The organism is Flavobacterium bizetiae (assembly GCF_902804475.1).
Classification (GTDB): Bacteria; Bacteroidota; Bacteroidia; order Flavobacteriales; family Flavobacteriaceae; genus Flavobacterium; species Flavobacterium bizetiae.
In genome coordinates, this window is sequence record NZ_CADCSU010000087.1 from 39,315 (window position 1) to 58,747 (window position 19,433).

At 33.8% G+C, this 19,433-nt stretch carries 17 protein-coding genes; 1 reads left to right on the forward strand and 16 read right to left on the reverse strand.

Annotated elements, in window-relative coordinates:
- Window positions 1–2: 2 nt before the first annotated feature.
- The 3 genes from FLACOL7796_RS10805 to FLACOL7796_RS10815 form a co-directional block, all read right to left on the reverse strand.
- Complete coding sequence (locus FLACOL7796_RS10805; RefSeq protein WP_173970799.1) at window positions 3–593, reverse strand: DUF502 domain-containing protein; 591 nt, start codon at window positions 591–593, stop codon at window positions 3–5.
- Between the two features lie 75 nt (window positions 594–668).
- A complete protein-coding gene (locus FLACOL7796_RS10810; protein ID WP_173970800.1) occupies window positions 669–1,607 on the reverse strand; it encodes a mevalonate kinase family protein in 939 nt (312 codons plus the stop codon).
- Between the two features lie 183 nt (window positions 1,608–1,790).
- On the reverse strand, window positions 1,791–2,891 hold the full coding sequence (locus FLACOL7796_RS10815) for a diphosphomevalonate/mevalonate 3,5-bisphosphate decarboxylase family protein (protein ID WP_173970801.1): 1,101 nt from the start codon (window positions 2,889–2,891) through the stop codon (window positions 1,791–1,793).
- A 153-nt stretch (window positions 2,892–3,044) separates the two neighbouring features.
- Between FLACOL7796_RS10815 and FLACOL7796_RS10820 the strand changes: the two genes are divergently transcribed.
- Window positions 3,045–3,521 (forward strand): TspO/MBR family protein, encoded by a 477-nt coding sequence (locus tag FLACOL7796_RS10820; RefSeq protein WP_173970923.1) that lies wholly within the window; start codon window positions 3,045–3,047, stop codon window positions 3,519–3,521.
- A gap of 4 nt (window positions 3,522–3,525) precedes the next feature.
- On the opposite strand, the gene FLACOL7796_RS10825 is transcribed toward FLACOL7796_RS10820, so the two are convergent.
- The 13 genes from FLACOL7796_RS10825 to pgmB form a co-directional block, all read right to left on the reverse strand.
- Entirely contained in the window at window positions 3,526–4,275 is a 750-nt protein-coding gene (locus FLACOL7796_RS10825; RefSeq protein WP_173970802.1) for a hypothetical protein, read from the reverse strand.
- Window positions 4,276–4,296: 21 nt separating this feature from the next.
- Window positions 4,297–5,046: a hypothetical protein gene (locus FLACOL7796_RS10830; RefSeq protein WP_173970803.1), complete on the reverse strand. Its 750-nt coding sequence runs from the start codon at window positions 5,044–5,046 to the stop codon at window positions 4,297–4,299.
- Window positions 5,047–5,055: 9 nt separating this feature from the next.
- Window positions 5,056–5,778 (reverse strand): hypothetical protein, encoded by a 723-nt coding sequence (locus FLACOL7796_RS10835; RefSeq protein WP_173970804.1) that lies wholly within the window; start codon window positions 5,776–5,778, stop codon window positions 5,056–5,058.
- A gap of 82 nt (window positions 5,779–5,860) precedes the next feature.
- A complete protein-coding gene (locus tag FLACOL7796_RS10840; protein WP_173970805.1) occupies window positions 5,861–6,529 on the reverse strand; it encodes an MBL fold metallo-hydrolase in 669 nt (222 codons plus the stop codon).
- A gap of 59 nt (window positions 6,530–6,588) precedes the next feature.
- Entirely contained in the window at window positions 6,589–7,161 is a 573-nt protein-coding gene (locus FLACOL7796_RS10845; protein WP_173970806.1) for a Crp/Fnr family transcriptional regulator, read from the reverse strand.
- Window positions 7,162–7,164: 3 nt separating this feature from the next.
- On the reverse strand, window positions 7,165–7,812 hold the full coding sequence (locus tag FLACOL7796_RS10850) for an HAD family hydrolase (RefSeq protein WP_173970807.1): 648 nt from the start codon (window positions 7,810–7,812) through the stop codon (window positions 7,165–7,167).
- Between the two features lie 4 nt (window positions 7,813–7,816).
- Window positions 7,817–9,025 (reverse strand): BaiN/RdsA family NAD(P)/FAD-dependent oxidoreductase, encoded by a 1,209-nt coding sequence (locus FLACOL7796_RS10855; RefSeq protein WP_173970808.1) that lies wholly within the window; start codon window positions 9,023–9,025, stop codon window positions 7,817–7,819.
- Window positions 9,026–9,181: 156 nt separating this feature from the next.
- Entirely contained in the window at window positions 9,182–9,859 is a 678-nt protein-coding gene (locus FLACOL7796_RS10860; RefSeq protein ID WP_173970809.1) for a glycerophosphodiester phosphodiesterase, read from the reverse strand.
- A 302-nt stretch (window positions 9,860–10,161) separates the two neighbouring features.
- Complete coding sequence (locus tag FLACOL7796_RS10865; protein WP_173970810.1) at window positions 10,162–11,751, reverse strand: alpha-amylase family glycosyl hydrolase; 1,590 nt, start codon at window positions 11,749–11,751, stop codon at window positions 10,162–10,164.
- Between the two features lie 402 nt (window positions 11,752–12,153).
- Entirely contained in the window at window positions 12,154–14,031 is a 1,878-nt protein-coding gene (locus FLACOL7796_RS10870; RefSeq protein WP_173970811.1) for a glycoside hydrolase family 13 protein, read from the reverse strand.
- A 105-nt stretch (window positions 14,032–14,136) separates the two neighbouring features.
- A complete protein-coding gene (locus FLACOL7796_RS10875) occupies window positions 14,137–16,251 on the reverse strand; it encodes a glycoside hydrolase family 97 protein (protein WP_173970812.1) in 2,115 nt (704 codons plus the stop codon).
- Between the two features lie 29 nt (window positions 16,252–16,280).
- Entirely contained in the window at window positions 16,281–18,584 is a 2,304-nt protein-coding gene (locus FLACOL7796_RS10880) for a glycoside hydrolase family 65 protein (RefSeq protein WP_173970813.1), read from the reverse strand.
- 192 nt (window positions 18,585–18,776) lie between these two features.
- On the reverse strand, window positions 18,777–19,430 hold the full coding sequence (gene pgmB, locus FLACOL7796_RS10885; RefSeq protein ID WP_173970814.1) for a beta-phosphoglucomutase: 654 nt from the start codon (window positions 19,428–19,430) through the stop codon (window positions 18,777–18,779).
- Window positions 19,431–19,433: the final 3 nt, after the last annotated feature.

Consider the following 19,433-nt stretch of genomic DNA (forward strand, 5'->3'; position numbering starts at 1 on the left):
TGTTAAAGTTTGTCTTTTAACAATGCTGCAGAACCAATGCCTAATTTTCGAATGCAAGCTAAGGCTTCTTTTTGAGATAATCCAACTTCTGTAATGTCTTTTTTGTTTACAAAACAAACAGAACCGGTCCAGGGACTTGGCGCGTCAGGAACAAACACCGTAAAATTGTCTTCGTTGATTTGTTCTATTAAAAAAGCAAATTGCAAACCTGCATCTGTAGGAACTAAAACTACTTTTAAATTTTCATTAGATTCAAAACCCATAATGTTTTCGTTCGTTTTTTTCATAAACGAATAACCGGGAACGAAGCTTAAAATTCCGTTTTCTAATCTTTCGATGAGTTTCTTTGCGTAGCTTGTTCTGGCAATTAAGCCAGCACTAATGCAAATAATGAAGATGATTAAGATGGCTACAATTTCTTCAATTGCCAATCCTAAAATTTTCACTTTCGGAAAATGATTGATAATCGGAAGCGTGATTTTTTGAATAATATGATATCCTTTTTCTAAAAGAACCAGCAGTAAAACTAATGGTGCTAAAAATAGAATTCCGCCTAAAAAAGTTGCTTTGATAATCTTTAAAATATTCTTCATATTAAATAACTTTTAGGGTGGTGATGTCTAGAAAGGGATATTCAATACGCTTGCGTTTTTTAAAGAAACTTAAATTTAGAACTGATAAACAACTTCTAGTTTATAATCTTTCAAAGACACTTTAGCGCGCTCTAAATCCTCAGTAAAACCAAGAATATAACCACCTCCGCCAGAACCACAAAGTTTTAAGTAATAATCATTTGTATCGATTCCGTTTTGCCAGATTCCGTGAAATTGTTCCGGGATCATTGGCTTGAAGTTATTCAGAACTACTTTTGAAAGCTTTTTAGTGTTAGTAAACAACGATTTCATGTCGCCATGCAAAAAGTTCTCTACACAAGCATCAGTATATTTTACGAATTGGTTTTTAAGCATTGCACGGAAACCTTTGTCTTTTAGGTTTTCCATGAAAATGTTTACCATTGGTGCAGTTTCTCCAACAATTCCAGAATCTAATAAAAACACAGCACCTTTTCCGTCAAAACTTTGAGTAGGAATTCCGGTTGCTTCGATATTATCCTTAGAATTAATTAAAATCGGGATACTCAAATAACTGTTTAAAGGATCTAAACCAGAGCTTTTTCCGTGGAAAAAACTCTCCATTTGAGAGAATATATTTTTAAGTTGTAACAGTTTTTCGCGAGTTAAATTCTCTAAAACGGTTATTTTGTGTGTAGCATATTTGTCGTAAATAGCAGCTACAAGAGCACCACTACTACCAACTCCGTATCCTTGCGGAATACTTGAATCGAAATACATTCCGGTTTCAACATCATTCTTTAAACTTACCAAATCAAAAGCAACCAATTCCGGTTGTTCTGTTTGTAAAGTTTCAAGATAAGTTGCAAAACGTTGTAAACTTGCATTTGATGCGATTGCTTCAGCCGAAGGATCTTCGGATTTCTTCAATGCACCATTGTAAAAATTATAAGGAATAGAAAGTCCTTTAGAGTCGCGGATGATTCCGTATTCTCCAAAGAGTAATATTTTTGAGTAAAATAATGGTCCTTTCATGTTTATTTTATGTCTTTCTTTATTTTATTTGGTGTAGAAGATTTTTTATTTAATCCCTTCTCGAGAATCTCTCTAACTTTTCTTATGATTATAGGATTGTTACATTCCATAATCAATTTCATTACTTTGATTTTTTCCGCTTTGATGCCCATCAATCAAAATTTTAATTAAAGATACGGAAAATTATAATGCAATTGCACCGTCTCCAATTTTGTCGCAAATGTACTGACGATTCTGACAAAATACAACTAATTCGTCCTGAATAAACTGTAATACTTTCTCGCTAACGTTTTCGGGATAAAGTACATGAACATTTGCTCCGGCATCAAGTGTAAAACAAACCGGAATTTGTGTTTCATTTCTGAATTTCCAGATTGCATTTATGATTTGTAACGTATTTGGTTTCATTAAAATAAAATACGGCATCGATGTCATCATCATGGCGTGTAATGTCAAAGCTTCGCTTTCGACCACTTTTATGAATTCATCTAAATTTCCGCTTTCAAAAATTGCAATCAACTGATCCATATTTTCATGTGCCTGAGCAAAACGTCTTTCGGCATAAGGATGATTGTGCATTAAATCATGTCCAACAGTACTTGAAACTTGTTTTTCGCCTTTATCGACCAATAAAATAGTATCCTGATAATTTTTGAAATTCTCATGAATAGCGTACGGAAATTCCACTCCGTATAAGTCTGAGCTTCCTTCAATATTTGCCTGATTTCCCCATGCAACAACATTTCCCTTTACACTTCTACAAGCGCTTCCAGAACCTAAACGAGCTAAAAAAGATGCTTTTTGGTAGAAATATTGATCAGTCATTTCCGGATTCAGCACTTTTTCTAAACTCATAAAATTCATCGCCAAAGCCGCCATTCCTGAAGCCGAAGAGGCAATTCCTGAACTATGCGGAAATGTATTTTGTGTATCAATCGTAAAATGATACTCTTTCAAAAAAGGCAAATAAACTTCAACTCGCTCCAGAAACTTCTGAATTTTTGGTTTGAAATCCTCTTTAGGTTTTCCTTCAAATAATAAATCAAAAGAGAATCCATTTGTCACGCTGAGCGAAGTCGAAGCGTCTTTCTTCTCAAAACCTAATTTAGTAATCGTTTTGCAATTATTAAGCGTAAAACTTACTGAAGGATTTGCCGGAATTTGATGCTCTTTTTTCCCCCAATATTTTACTAATGCAATATTGCTGGGAGCGCTCCACTCAAAATTTCCGTTTTCGATGGTCGAAGTATATTTTTTGGGAATAAAATCAGTTGCTGTAAACATGAATTATAAAATTTTGGCAAAGATAGTTTTTAAATATTTTTACCATATAAGTTATATAAGAAAATGTAAGCGAAACTAAAATGAACTTATATAACTTATATGGTTTAAACTTTCTTTTTAACTATTTTTGACTAAAAATTGAATAGAATGAAAATAAACAAGATCACCAAAATCGTCATAGCGCTAGCAATTTGTTTAATGGTAGGATATTCTGCAAGTATCGTTACAAGACCAAGCGTTGAAACCTGGTATCCGACAATTGCAAAACCTGTTTTTAATCCGCCTAACTGGATTTTTATGCCGGTTTGGACATTACTTTATATTTTAATGGCGGTGGCAGCAGGATTGGTTTGGGATAAAATAAAAGAACAAAATCAAGAGGTAAAAGTTGCATTAGGATTCTTTTTGATTCAATTGACTTTGAATGCTATTTGGTCGTATATATTCTTCGGACTAAAAAATCCAATGTTGGCTTTGATAGAAATTGTGCTATTATGGCTGATGATTTACGAAACGTATTTAAAATTCAGCAAAATCAATAAGACTGCCGGTTATTTATTGATTCCCTATATGGCCTGGGTTGCTTTTGCCGGAATTTTGAATGCAAGTATTTGGTGGTTGAACAGATAAAGATTTAATTTTTAAGTTCTGCTTTTACTTTTTTAAACATTTCATTTTTAGCATACAAAAAATCCATTGTAGTTAATATGTTATTGTTTTCTATAAGAGTTTTAGATCTTGGGTCTGCATCGCAAAATTCAATAAAAAGATCTTTTTCTTCGGGTTTTAATTTTAAATCGGTTGTAAAAAAAGTAGAAGGAATAGAGGCCGCAATAAGTTTCTTAAAACTGCTGTTCTCTGTTTTCTTTTCTAGTTCTTCTTTCTTGTCGCTTTTAAACAGATTTAAAATTCCTGTTCCCATTCGTGCAAAGTCCATCCCATTTGGAATTGTTCCGTCGTAAACGCCAGTGTATTTTTGTAATGACGCAGCATCTTTTTCGAATTTTACGTTATCAAGATCTTGTTGCGAAATTTTAAACGGCTGAAGTTTCATATTGGTTATTACAACTTCGTTTAATTCTTCAGGTTTTGGAATCATGTTCACAACAATATTATTTTTGTCAATATTTTCGGGAGATATTTTTAATCTTTTAAAAAAGTGATTTTTATGAAAAAACAGCAAACTGTCTTTAGGTTTAACCAAAATAGAAAAGTCTCCTAAATAATCTGTTGTGGTGCTTGTCATAGCTGTTTTATTAATCACCTCTACTTTTGTAAGAGGAAAATTGTTCGACAGCACTTTTCCGTGAAGCATTTTTTCTGTCTGAGAAATAGAAAGCTGATAAGTTAAAAAAGAAATTGTGGTAAGCAGTTGTATTTTCATTAGAGATTATTTTAATCTTTTTTAATTTTTAGGTTCTGTTTTCAGTTTCTGAAATTCTATGTTTTTTATATGTAAAAAATCTATTGTTGCTAAAATATTGGGATGTTGGAGAACGATTTTAGATTTTGGATCAGCATCGCAAAAGTCAAGAAATAATTCTTCTTCTTCCGGTTTTAATTTTAAATCTTTTGAAAAAAAATCAGGATTTAAAGTGCTTTTTACAAGTTGGATAAAATTAATTTCAGGGTTTTCTTTTTGATGAATTTTTTCTTTTTTGAATAGGTTATGAATTTGCTTACCCAGTCGAATAAAATCAACATCTAATGGTCCGTTTTTGGCTTCTTGATAACCTAAAATTTTTAATCCTTCTTTTGATTTATGAGAGTTTAATTTAATTTCTGTTATATCTTCTTTGGTGAGAAAAACCTGTTTTGACGGTATCTTTGAAATAACAATTTCATCTAGTTCTAAAGGTTGAATCATCATATTGACCACAAGGTCATTGTTTTCAAAATCATGTTCAGTGAGTTTTAGCCTTTTAAAAGTGTAACCTTTAGCATAAAATATTAAACTGTCTTTAACATGAACTACAATCGAAAATTCCCCAGCTTCATTTGTTTTTGTATTGATTTTTGAAGTTTTATTGATTACTTCGACATTTTTAAGTAAAACGCTCTCAGAAAAAACCTTTCCGTGAAGCATTTTCTCTGTTTGAGAAGTAGAGAGCTGGTAGGTAAAAAAAGAAATTGTGGTGAGTAATTTTGCTTTCATCTAAAAAAATTAGTTTTTAATTTTTGTTTTCTTAAACTCTTCATTCTTAGCATTTAAAAATTCCATAAAAGCTAAAGCATTGGGATGCTCTAAAAGGGCTTTTGATTGTGGATCAACATCACAAAAGTTTAGGAAAATTTCTTTTTCTTCAGGTTTTAGGTTTAAATTCTGAACGAAAAAATCATGTGGGCAATAAGCAATTACAAGTTTTTTAAAGCGATCATCTTCTTCAATTTTTTCCTTCGGTTTATCAAAAATAGCATGACTGTAATTTATTGCTTTATCAATTTTTCCGTCATAAACATTAACCCTTGAAGTTACATCATCAAATTGCTTACGAATTTTAATTTTCCTTATTTCGTCTCTATTATAAGCGTTGTTAATGATTTTTGGAGCTTTAATGTTCGTTATAATAACATCATCTAATTCCTCTGCCGTTGGGTTTAATTCAACAATTAAATTATTTACCTGAAGATCTTTTTCGTTAAGTTTTAATCTTTTAAAGAAGTAATTTTTAGAGAAAAAAATAAGACTATCTTGTGCTTTAGCTAAAATAGAAAACTCTCCCAATTCATTTGTTCTCGTACTGGTTTTCGCTGTTTTATTGATAACCTCAACTTTATTAAGCGGACTATTATTGGATATTACTTTTCCGTGAAGTAATTTTTCTGTTTGAGAAGTAGAGAGCTGGTAGGTAAAAAAAGAAATTGTGGTGAGTAATTTTACTTTCATCTAGTGGTATTTAGCTGAGCGTAAAATTATTAGAATAGTCTTAATGAAAACTTACGGAACATGTAAATTCTTGTTAATAAAGTCAATCGAGTTTTTGAACAAATTTTTCCAGATCACCATTATCAAATAAAACAGGGCCATGACCAAAACACAATATTTTAGGCTTTAATGATACTAGCTTTAGAATCGATTTTCTATTGGTTTCTTTATCAGCGGTAAATAAATTAGGAGGTTCGTTCAGGCCTGCCATTGTCGTTAATAAGTTCATGTTGGTCATAACATCGCCAACAATCAAAATTCCGTCTTTTTCCCTGAAGAAAGAGAGATGTCCGCTTGAATGTCCAGGCGTTTCAATAACTGTAAATCCCCCAATCTGATCTCCTTCTTTTAAGATTTCAGAAACGAAATGTCCTTTTCCTGCCCAAAAGTTTTTCTGAAATTTCGAAATAATATGATTTGGATTTGGATATTCTGTGATGACATTCCCGTTTTCTGCAAATTCTTTCTCAGGTTCACTGCATAAAAGTGGAATATTCAGTGTTTCACAGATTACTTTACTACTTCCCTGATGATCGGCATGGGCGTGAGTAAGTGCATGTTTTGTTATTGATTTGTCTTTTAATGCTTTTAGAATTATTCTGTCTGAACTGCGGATTCCGGCATCAATTAAAGTATCTTCAATTACATAGCAGTTAATAGCATTTCTGGGAAATAATGGTATTTGATAAACGTCCTTGGCAATATTTTTCATTTGTTGAATTTTATATTGACAAAGATTTGAATTCCATTTTTCAATTCACTTGATAAATGTTAAGAAATGTTTTGACGAATTCTGCTTAAAGATTCGGGCGTAATTCCGAGAAATGAAGCAATATAAAGTAAAGGTGTTCGTTGAATTATTTTGGCTGGAGCCGATCCTAAAAAAGTGTGATATTTTTCTTTTGCAGGAATCATTTGCAATTTTAAAACACGGTCAGCCATGCAAAGATAATTCTGCTCGGCCAGAATTCTGCCGACACGTTCCCAGTTTGGAATTTCTTTATACAAAAGCTGCATTTTTTCGAAAGTGATAGAAAAAACTTCACAATCTTCAATGCATTGTATATTTTCAAAAGAAGGCGATTGATTTATAAAACTAGAATACGAAGCAATAAAACCGCCATCACAGCTTAAATAAGTGGTGATTTCTTTTCCTTCTTTTAAATAATAAACCCGCGCTAAACCTTCAACAATAAAAAATATTTTACTGCTAATTTTTCCTATTGAAGAAAGAAATTCTTTGGCAGTAAAATTTTGATATTCAAAACAAGAATCGATCTTTTCGATTTCATTTTCAGAAAACGAAGCGATCGATAGTATTTGTTTTTGTAATGAAGAATTCATGATTTATACTATCTCAATTAATTCCGAAGGATTATTAATTACCAATTTTGCACCACTATTTTTCAATTCTTGTTCGGTTCTGTAACCCCAGGAAACCCCAACTGCAAACATATTGGCATTATTGGCGGTTTGCATATCAATATCTGAATCTCCTACAAAGAGGATTTCTTCTGTTTTTAAGTTCCAGTTTTTGCTAATTTCTATCGCCTCAAACGGATTAGGTTTTTTAAGTTCTTCGGTACTCAAACCAACGGCAGCTTCAAAATAATCAGGAAATATTTCTGCTGCGATTTTTTTAGTCAATTCATCGGCTTTGTTAGAAAAGACCGCTAATTTGATGTTTTTTGAAGCCAAAGTATCTAATAATTCGATAATGCCTTCGTACGGTTTTGTTTTTAAGGTGCAAATTTCACGATATTCCGTAATCATGCAATCAAAGCATGTTTCAATTTGATCTTCAGAATTATTGGATGCAGGCAAGGCTTTACTAACCAAATTTCGTAAACCGCTTCCGATAAAATATTGATAAGTGTCGTAAGTATGAGTAGGGTAGTTTAGATTGGTAAGTACTGTATTCATCGCATCTGAAATGTCTTCTAATGAATTGACCAGCGTTCCGTCTAAATCAAAAATAATTCCTTTAAATTTCATTGTATTATATATTATTGGCTAAAATAAACCCGCTTGTCCAGGCATTCTGAAAGTTAAAACCTCCGGTAATGGCATCGATATTAACGATTTCTCCAGCAAAGTAAAGATTTTGATGCAGTTTACTTTCCATGGTTTTAAAGTTGATTTCTTTTAAATCTATTCCTCCGGCGGTAACAAATTCTTCTTTAAAAGTACTTTTTCCGTTTACTTTAAATTCGGCTTTTGTAAGTTGAGCAGCTAAGTTTTGCAATTGAGTTTTAGATAAATCAGCCCATTTTGTCTCTGCTTCAATTCCAGATGCTAAAACCAGACTTTCCCATAAACGATTCGGGAAATCGAAAGGGGATTTTTTAGAAACTGCTTTTTTGGCGTGTTCTTGTTTTAGGTCTTTCAGAATTTTCTCGGCATCTTCTGTGTCGACATCGTTTAACCAATTGACATAAATCGTAAACTGATAATTTTTATCGAATAAAGTACGCGCACCCCAAGCCGAAAGTTTTAAAATGGCCGGACCGCTCATTCCCCAATGTGTGATTAATAAAGGACCTGTCGATTCGAGTTTGGTATCTTTTACGTTTACGGTAACTTGTGCCGCAACGCCGGGTAATTCTTTGATGCGGGAATCTTTGATGTTGAATGTAAATAGGGAAGGGACAGGACTTACAATAGCGTGTCCTTGCGTTTGTAGCATTTCCCAAATTTTAGGATTACTTCCTGTTGCTAAAACTAATTTTTCGGTAGCATAATTTTCATCCTGAGTATCAATTTTCCAGTGATTCTCGGCTTTAAAAATCGATTGTACACTTTGACCTGTTAGTACTTTTATACCTAATTTTCCGGTTGCTTCGAGGAAACAATCAATAATAGTTTGTGATGTATTCGAAACGGGAAACATTCTTCCGTCGTCTTCGATTTTTAATTCGACACCGTGTTTTTCGAACCATTCGATGGTATCTCCGGAACAAAACTGATGAAAAGGACCACGAAGTTCCTTCTCGCCACGCGGATAAAATTTTACTAATTCGTTAGGTTCAAAACAAGCGTGGGTTACATTGCATCTTCCACCGCCGGAAACGCGAACTTTAGAAAGTACTTCTTTTCCTCTTTCTAAAATTGCAATTTTAAGTTTCGGATTTTTCTCTGCGATATTAATCGCAGTAAAAAAACCTGCAGCGCCTCCGCCAACAATTATTATGTCGAAATTTTTGATCATATTTTATTTTTTGCCATTGATTTGTTTTTTTGCCACGAATTGCACGAATTAGCACAAATTTTAAATCTGATGGTTTGTCTTATTTTTTGCCACAGATTAAATGATTCACACAGATTTTAAAAATCTATTTAATCTATGTAATCTGTGCTATTCTTATTATAATCTATCGGGAAAATCAGAGATAATTCCGTCTACTTGGTAACTTTTTATTTTTTGAATGTCTTCTGGATTGTTTACTGTCCAGGGTAAAACCAGAAAACCTTTTTCCTGTATTTCCTGAACATTCTCCAGATTCAATAATTGATAATCGGGATGAATGGCATGTGCTTCTATTACTTCGGCGAAAGCCAAAGCTTTTTCGACATCTTCTTCGGTTAAAACTCCAATCGCAATATTTGAATTTAGATTTGATGTTTCTTGCAGTAAATCCCAATTAAAACTAGAAACGATAAAATGTCCGTAATTCCAGTTTTGATCAACTATATATTCTTCGATTAAAGCGGCAACTTTATCTGCAGTTCCTAAACCTTTTAGTTCGATATTGATCAGGCATTTTTTGTTTACCAAATCAAAAACCTCTTTTAAAGTTGGAATTTCGTATTGATCATCAATCAAAAACGTTTTTAATTCAGCTAAAGTAAAAGCATTTACAAAACCTTTTCCGTTGGTGGTTCTGTCGATTGTCTCGTCATGAATTACGATTAAATGTCCGTCAGAACTAAGGTGAACATCTAGTTCAATTCCGTCAGCATTTAAATCTAATGCTTTCTGAAAGGACTTTAGAGTGTTCTCAGGTTCGTATCCTCTGGCACCGCGATGAGCTATTTTTAGCATGTATTGAGAGTTTAACCGTTTAACTGCAAAGGTCGCAAAGTTTTACGCAAAGTGCGCTAAGGATTAGATAAAAAGTTAGCCACAGATTATAGGATTAAAATGATTTTTGTTTCACGCAGATTTTGCAGATTTTTTAGAATGTATTTATAAATAATAGGTATAGATTTTTTAATCTGCTTTATCTGCGGAATCTGCGAGAGAAAAAAAGTTAGCCACAGATTAAAAGGATTAGCCCAGATTTGAAAATCCTTTTAATCTTTTTATCCCGATAGCTATCGGGAGTGGCAAAAAAAACGTTGTGATTAAATACGCTCTAATAAAACAAGTCCGAATTCAGAATGTACAAATGCTTTTCCGTCTTCAACTTCTGTTTCTTCACCAGAAAAAGCATCTTTTAGTTTTGTACCATTCTCAAAAATAGATGCTACGGGAAGTTCTTTTAAACCAACACCAAGATCTAAACCAATGATGACTTTGTCTGTATAATTTTCATTTGTATAACTTCTGGAGAAAATATACGGTTTTTGAGAGATCATATTATGTATTCCTGCCCCAACTGCAGGATGATTTCTACGGAATTGCCCTAGTTTTTGCCAATGCAAAAGTATTCTTTGTGTTTCGGGATTATTTTGAATATCATCCCAATTCATGAAAGATCGCAAAGTTGCATCGCCTACTGTGCCTTCGATAACCAGAGAGCGACCTGATTCATCGCCATAATAAACCTGAGAGATTCCGGGTGAAAGCAATAATTTGGTTCCGGATTCGAAAGTTCGGTTACGATGCGCATCAAAAGGATCAGGATCATCGTGGGACGATACATAGTTAAGAACGCTATAGCCTTTTAATTCATTTTGAAGTTTGTTCGAATATTTCGAAAATATAAATTCATAGTCGTTTTGTGCATCCAGCTTAAACTCAAAATTGATCATACAGTTAAAACCATTTTCGAAGTAATTTACTTTTCGATCTCCAAAATCATAATAAAGTCCACCATTTATGCCGTAACCGTAAACTTCGGCAATGCTGTAAAACGGATTCTGATCTAATACTTCTGTTGGATGGTTTTGTTTCCAGGTTTCGAATGCATAATCACATTCTTTTTTAAAATCTAACCAAACATTTTCTTCTGTGTGTTTTACGGTATCAGCTCTGTAACCGTCAATTCCAAATTCTACGATATAATCTGTCAGCCATTTTATAATGTAATATTTGGGTGTTCTGGGATAACTGGTTCTTTTGAAGAATTCATTGATCGAAGCAATTTCTTTTTCGTATCGACCTTCTTTATTCCATTTTTCGATTAAAAAAAACGGTATTGCCACTTCCTGATTGCTTTCGGTTCTCACATCCGGAAGATTATCTACTAATGTACACATTGTAGTATTTTCGAATGATTTGTAATCGCAAACCACTCCGGTTCTTACCCAGTCTTCCGGCCACATAGGATCTTCGGGAGTTACGGGGCCGGTATGATTGATTACGCCATCAAGCATAATCCTGATGCCTTTTGCATGGGCTTTTTTGACCAGATTACCTAAGTCTTCTTTTGTGCCAAAATTAGGATCTAAAGAAGTCCAGTCTCTTGCCCAATAACCGTGATAGCCATAACTGAGCCCGGTTCCTTCGTCGACTCCGTCATGAATTTGTTCCACTATCGGCGTAAGCCAAATAACATTTATGCCTAATTGATCGAAGTAACCTTCGTCGATTTTTTTTATGATTCCGATGATATCGCCGCCTTCAAAACCGCGTAGTTTTCCGGTTGTTTTGGTTCGGTTAAAATTTAGAACGTTAGAAGTGTCTCCGTTGTAAAAACGATCGGTAAGTAAAAAATAAACATTTGCTCCTTCCCAAACGAAAGGAACTTTCGAAGTATTGTCATTATTCATTGCAACTAATTTTGATATTTATTGTAGAGACGCACAGCAATGCGTCTTTAGGTACAAACGATATTAAAGATAAAGAAAGGAAAATGGATTTTATTGTTTATTTTAAATTTAACATGTATTTGTAATTTGTAGGAAAATAAGTCTTCGAAAATTCACGAATTAATCATATTTATGCGATAAAAAAAATGCCACGAATTCACGAATTATTTTTTGACAATCTTTGAGGATGAAAATTCGTGAATTCGTGGCGGAGAAAGGTTGTGTAAGACGCACTGCTGTGCGTCTCTACGATACATTTAGGTTGAAAAAAATGCCACAGATTAAATGATTAAAATGATTTTTTAAATCTGAGTTAATCCTTTAATATGTGGCAAAAAAAGTTGCGAACCTTGCGGTTAGTTTTTATTCCAATTCTAAAACAATAGCGGATTTTGGCTCTAAAGTAATTTCAGAAGCTAAATCGAATGTTTTTCCAGTTATAACATCTTTTCCTGATTTAAAGTTTTTGATGTTTTCTTTGAAACGATTGGTTTTAATAGTTTGCGCTGTAGCATTGTTATTGAAAACTACCATTACGGTTTTGGCATCTGTATATCTGAAATAAACATACGTGTTATTTTCCGGGATATAATGTGTCATTTTTCCGAAATGAACTGCTTCATTTGTTTTTCTCCAGTTGAATAATTTCGAAGTAAAATCAAAGTATTTTGCTTGTTCTGTTGTTCTTCCTGCTGCGGTAAAAGCATTGTTTTTATCACCAGCCCATCCTCCAGGAAAGTCCTGACGAATATCGGCATCGCCGCCTTTACCTTTATCACCGCCCATTCCAATTTCTGAACCGTAATACACTTGTGGAATTCCGCGAACGGTTGCCAATAAAGTCATGGTTAGTTTGTATTTTGCTAAATCATATTTGAAAGTATGATTGATACGATCTGTATCATGATTCTCAGCAAATACCAAAATATTATTCGTGTTTGGATATAAAAAATCCATTGCAAAATTGTTGTAGAATTTAATCAATCCGTTGTCCCAGCTTGGTTCATTTTCGTTAAAAGCAGACCCAATCTGACTTTGAAGCGTAAAATCCATTACACTTGGAAGATTTGAATTGTAGTTTTCGATAGCTCCAATTTTACTGTCTTTTTGCCAATAAGCTAAATTGGCCTGATTGTGCATCCAGATTTCTCCAACGATATTAAAGTTAGGGTATTCATTTGTAATTGATTTTGCCCAATTTGCCATAGCCGTTTGATCAGAATAGTTATAAGTATCTACTCTAAATCCGTCAAGATCTGCGTATTCAATCCACCAAATAGCATTTTGAGTTAAGTATTTTGCCACCAAAGGATTTCTAAGGTTTAAGTCTGGCATAGAAGGAACGAACCATCCATCGATACAAACTTCCTTATCTAATTTTGAAGCGTGAATATCTGTAATTACTTCACGACGGTGATGTGTTTGCGTGAAAGTATCAAATTGATTGAACCAGGTTTTAGTTGGCATGTCGTTAATCATCCAGTGTGTAATTCCCCAGTGATTGGTAACATAATCCATAACCAGTTTCATGTTCTTTTTGTGCATTTCTGCAGCCAAACGAACATAATCTTCATTGGTTCCGTAACGAGGATCTATTTTGTAAACATCAGATTGTCCGTAAGTATGATACGAATGTTGTTTGTCGTTGTCTTCGCATAATGGCGTATTCCAGATTGTAGTTGCACCAAGAGAAGAAATATAATCTAAGTTTTTAATGATTCCTTCAATGTCTCCACCATGACGACCGCTTGGATCTTGTCTGTTTCCTTTTTCTGTTAAAGCAGCATTGCTATCATTTTTAGGATTTCCGTTAGCAAAACGATCCGGCATAATCAGGTACATCATATCTGATGCATCATAACTTTTTCTGTTAGCCGAATTTGCTCTTCTTTCTTTAAGAGAATATTTCTGCGTAAAGGCAACTTTGTTTTTGTTTTTAAAAGAGAAAACCAGTTCAGATGCTTTTAAGTTTTGTGTATCAATAGTAACAAAAAGATAGTTTGGATTTTCTGTTTTTTCAATATTTTTAATTACCACATTATTCGAAACCGAAGCTTCGTATTGTGCAATGTTTTTTCCGTAGAACATAATTTGTAGTTCCGGATTTTTCATTCCTGCGTACCAAAATGGGGGCTCTACTTTCTGGATTTGCGCTTTCGCGGAAGCGGAAAATAACAGAACCAATAAAAGTAATGTATAGAATGAATGGTTGAGGTTGAGTGTTCTTTTTTGGATATTCATAGTAAAGTAGCATTTAAACCATATAAGAAATGTAAGAACATTTAAGAAAAAACGAATGATGCTTCAAATTAAATGGACTTACATTTCTTTATAAGATTAATTAAATTATTTAGTTTCGATAATGCTTATTGCATAACCTCCGCCTGGAACAGATAATTGTGATAATTTTGATTTGTTTGTTACAGCAATTTTCTTGATGGTATAAGCTTGCGGATTTGTTTTGTAATGTGCATCTTTTGCATCAGCATAAATTGTAGCGGTATATTTTTTACCTTTTTCAAGGAAACTGAAATCAATGTTTGATGTACGGGCTGTTTCTCCGTTTACGTTTCCAACAAACCAGTTGTTTGTTCCTTTTGCTTTACGGGCAACTGTGATGAAATCTCCTGGTTCAGCCTCAATATATTTACTTTCTGACCAATCTACAGCCACATCTTTAATAAATTGGAATGCATCTGGAAAACGGTTGTAGTTCTCTGGAGTATCAGCTGCCATTTGTAATGGGCTGTACATAGTAACGTATAATGCCAATTGATTTGCAATTGTGCTGTTTACATGCGATTTGTTATCAGGATTCATTTTGCTGATATCCATTTCGAAGATTCCAGGAGTATAATCCATTGGTCCACCAATTAAGCGTGTAAATGGTAAAACGGTAACGTGATTAGGTTTAGAACCTCCAAAAGCTTGGTATTCTGTTCCTCTTGCAGATTCGTTTCCGATTAAGTTAGGATATGTTCTCGCAATTCCTGTTGGACGAACTGCTTCGTGAGCATTTACCATAATTTTGTAATCAGCGGCTTTTTCGATAGCATATTGGTAGTGGTTCACGATCCATTGGTTGTAATGGTTTTCACCGCGAGGCAAAATATCTCCAACATAACCGCTTTTTACAGCATCGTATCCGTTATCGTTCATGAATTTATAAGCTGCATCCATGTGGCGCTCGTAGTTACGAACAGAACCTGAAGTTTCGTGGTGCATGATGATTTTTACCCCTTTAGATTTTGCATATTCGTGCAAACCTTTTACATCAAAATCAGGGTAAGGTGTTACGAAATCAAAAACGTAGTCTTTTGAGTGACCAAACCAGTCTTCCCAACCTTCGTTCCAACCTTCAACTAAAACTGCGTCAAAACCATTTGCTGCAGCAAAATCAATGTATTTTTTTACGTTAGCATTGTTTGCTCCGTGCGTACCATTTGGTTTTGCTTTAGAGAAATCAGAAACTCCCAGTTGTACTGTTGGAAAATCGTTTGTGTATGACCAAGAGCTTTTTCCTGTAATCATTTCCCACCAAACACCAATGTATTTTACTGGTTTAATCCAAGAAGTATTCTCGATTTTTGATGGATCATTTAAGTTATACGTCATTTTTGAAGCTAAGATTTCTCTCGCGTCGTCGCTTACCATAACCGTTCTCCAAGGCGAATGACTTGGTGCTTGCATGTATCCTTTATCTCCTTTTGCATCTGGCGTTAACCAAGAAGTGAAAGTCATGCTTTTATCATCAAGATTCAAGTGCATACAAGAATAGTTGATCAAAGCTGCTTCGTGTAAGTTGATGTATAAACCATCATTTGTTTTCATCATAAGAGCTGTTTGAACTCCTGTTGGTGAAAAGTTTTTTTGCGAAACATTTGCAGTATATGCTTTTTGAGATAAACCTCTAATTTCAGATAATTTAGATTTTGTATAATCGTATTCCTGAGTATCGTAATCTCCCGGAATCCAAAAAGCAGTGTGGTCGCCCGCCATTGCAAATTGAGATCTTTCTTCTTTGATTACGAAATAAGTAAGATTTTTTTGTGTTGGAAATTCATATCTAAATCCAAGTCCGTCATCAAATAAACGAAAACGAATTACGATTTGTCTTTCAGTTCCTTTTTGATTTAAAGTAACTGCCAACTCATTATAATGATTTCTAATTTTATCTACTTCGCCCCAAACTGGTTTCCAGGTTTCATCAAAAGTGGAAGTTTTAGAATCAACAACTGTAAAATCATTCAATAAAGATTTTTTATCATCTTTAAGTTCAAGACCTAATTTACTGGTTTTAATAACCTCTTTGTTCTTGTATTTCAGATTATAAGTTGGAGTTCCGTCGTTTTGAAGCGAAAATTCCATTACGAACTTGCCTTCGGGTGACTTTAATTGTTGCGCTTCTGCAATAGTGCTAAAAGCAAACAAGATTAAACTTGCGAAAAATAAGTTTTTCATGTTTTTTTAGTTTTTAAGGGTATTGTAATTTAATTAATTTGTACAAATTTACTTGCAATTATAGGATTTCCGTTTACCACAATTGTTAAATTTTGGTCACCATCTACAGTAAATGTCGTTTCGTTGTGATTTACAGATACTTTCAGAATTTGATTTCTAAAATTTATTTTAAAAGAGTAACCTTTCCATTCTTTTGGAATTTTTGGAGCAAAATGCAATTGATCATTTTTTACTCTCATTCCGCCAAAACCTTCTACAATACTCATCCATGTTCCGGCCATTGAAGTAATGTGACAACCTTCTTCAACTTCTTTGTTATAATCATCAAGATCAAGACGAGAAGTTCTTAAATAGAAAGTATATGCCATATCCATTTTGTCTAAATGAGCAGCCTGAATAGAGTGTACGCAAGGCGAAAGTGAACTTTCATGAACGGTAAATGATTCGTAAAATTCGAAGTTGCGTTTTAGTTCTTCTTTAGAAAAATGATCTTCAAAGAAATAGAAACATTGTAAAACGTCGGCTTGTTTGATATAAGGCGAACGTAAAACACGATCCCAAGACCATTTTTGATTAATTGGACGTTGTGATTTGTCCAGATCTTTTACAGGAACTAAATCTTTGTCTAAAAATCCGTCTTGTTGTAAGTAAACACCCAATGCTTCAGAAGTTGGGAAATACATATTATCTGCCACTTTTTTCCATTCCTGAATTTCAGCAGCAGCAAGATTTACTTTTTCTAAAATACGTTTGTGATCTGCAGGATATTCTGCAGCAACTTTATTAATTTGTTCCTCAGTATAATCAATACACCATTTTGCAATATAATTGGTATAGAAATTATTGTTGATGTTGTTTTCGTATTCGTTTGGACCTGTAACTCCAAGAATTACATATTGATTTTTATCTTTAGAGAAAGAAGCTCTTTGGTGCCAGAAACGTGCAATACCAATTAAAACTTCAAGACCTTTTTCAGGAATATAAGAGTAATCTCCGGTAAAACGGTTGTAGTTGAAAATGGCAAAAGCAATGGCACCATTTCTATGAATTTCTTCGTGTGTGATTTCCCATTCGTTATGGCATTCTTCGCCATTCATGGTCACCATTGGGTATAATGCAGCGCCATTTTTGAAACCTAAATTGTCTTTAGCATTTTCGATCGCTTTGTCTAATTGATTGAAACGATACGTTAATAAGTTTCTCGCAACTTGCTGATCTTTAGTTGCCATGTAAAACGGAATACAATAAGCCTCAGTATCCCAATAAGTAGATCCTCCGTATTTTTCTCCTGTAAAACCTTTTGGTCCAATATTCAAACGAGAATCTTTTCCTAAATAAGTTTGGTTCAATTGAAAGATATTGAAACGGATTCCCTGTTGTGCTTTTACATCGCCATCAATAGTAATATCTGACATTTCCCAGATTTTTGCCCAGGCATCAATTTGATTTTGAAGTAAAGCGTCGTATCCTAAATTAAGGGCAGATTTTATTACTTTTTCGGCTGCAGCCAAAGTATTATCGTGGTTTAAAGAAACGGTATATCCTCCAATTTTCTGGATAGATGAGGTTTGTCCTTTAGCAATAATAGTTCCGTAAGTAAACTGCACTTTATCTGATGTTGAATCGATTGTAGAAGGCGAAACATGAATGTTTTCGTCATTTGCCAAAATCGTATTGTGCATGAAAGTCGTAACTTTAAAATGCGTTTTAAATGTTTGAGCCGTTACAAAAGCTTCATTTGTACCTTTTTTTACTTCAAGTGGTTCCCAGAATTTTTCTTCCCAGTTGGCATCTTCATTGGTTACACCAGCATCGATATAAGGCTTGTAAACAATTTTTGCATCTTTGTTTAAAGGAGTAATATCGAATTTGATAACTCCAGCTTCATCCAAATCTAAAGAAAGAAAACGACGAATGTTTACGGCGATTTCGGTTCCGTTTTTTAAAATTGCTTCAAAAGAACGATTGTACCATCCTTCTTTCATATTCAATTCTCTACGGAAGTTTCTCACCTCAGTACAGCTATTCAAATCAAGATTTTCTTCGTTGATTTCAACGTCAATTCCAATCCAGTTTGGGGCATTTAATACTTTTGCAAAATATTTTGGGTACCCGTTTTTCCACCAGCCTACTTTGGTTTTATCAGGATAATAAATTCCGGCAATATAGCTTCCCTGAAAAGTTTCTCCAGAATAGGTTTCTTCAAAATTCGCACGTTGTCCCATAGCACCGTTCCCGATACTAAAAAGACTTTCAGACGATTTTACTCTTTCGGCATCAAATCCTTCTTCGATGATAGACCAGTTATCTGGTTTTATATAATCTTGATTCATTTTTTCTTTAATTAGATAATTCTTTAATTAGAAAATGGGTCAGTTGGGTAGTTAAATAATTACTTTTTTGGTCGATTTCTAATTGTTGATTGTTTTACTTTTTTGATTGATGATTTGTAACGATTTACGAGTTTGTTTCAATTTGATAATTCAGTTTTAATAAATTATCTCATTTTCTAATTGACACATTCTCTAATTGATTAATTTCCCGATAAAGCTTTCGTCTATTTCGGTAAAATCTTTAAAGATGTATTGGGCTTCATGTAAAATTGTTTTCTCACCAATTCCTACACTTACCATTTCTGCAATGTTTGCTGCCTGAATTCCGGCAACAGAATCTTCGAATACAATTGAATCTTTTGGATCAATATGTAATAATTGAGCTGCTTTCAGGAAAACTTCCGGATCTGGTTTGGCATTGGTAACGTCGTTTCCGTCAACAATAACATCAAAATACGAGATGATTCCGGTTTTCTCCAGAATTGGTCTTGCATTTTTACTGGCAGAACCTAAAGCGATTCCTTGATTTTTTTCTTTTAATAGTTGCAGAATTTTAAAAACTCCCGGAAGAATCTCGCTTTCGTCCATGTCAACCAAATAAGATAAATAATCTTCATTTTTTTGAATCAGCCATTTGTCTTTATCTTCCTGCGAAGCCTGAACATTTCCTAATCCAAGTATAATATCCAACGAACGAACTCTACTTACACCTTTTAGAAGCTCGTTGTCTTCATGTGTAAAATTTATGTTTAATGATTGGGCTATTTTCTGCCATGCTAAAAAGTGATATTTAGCGGTATCGACAATTACGCCGTCAAGGTCGAATATGAATGCTTTTTTGCTCATTAT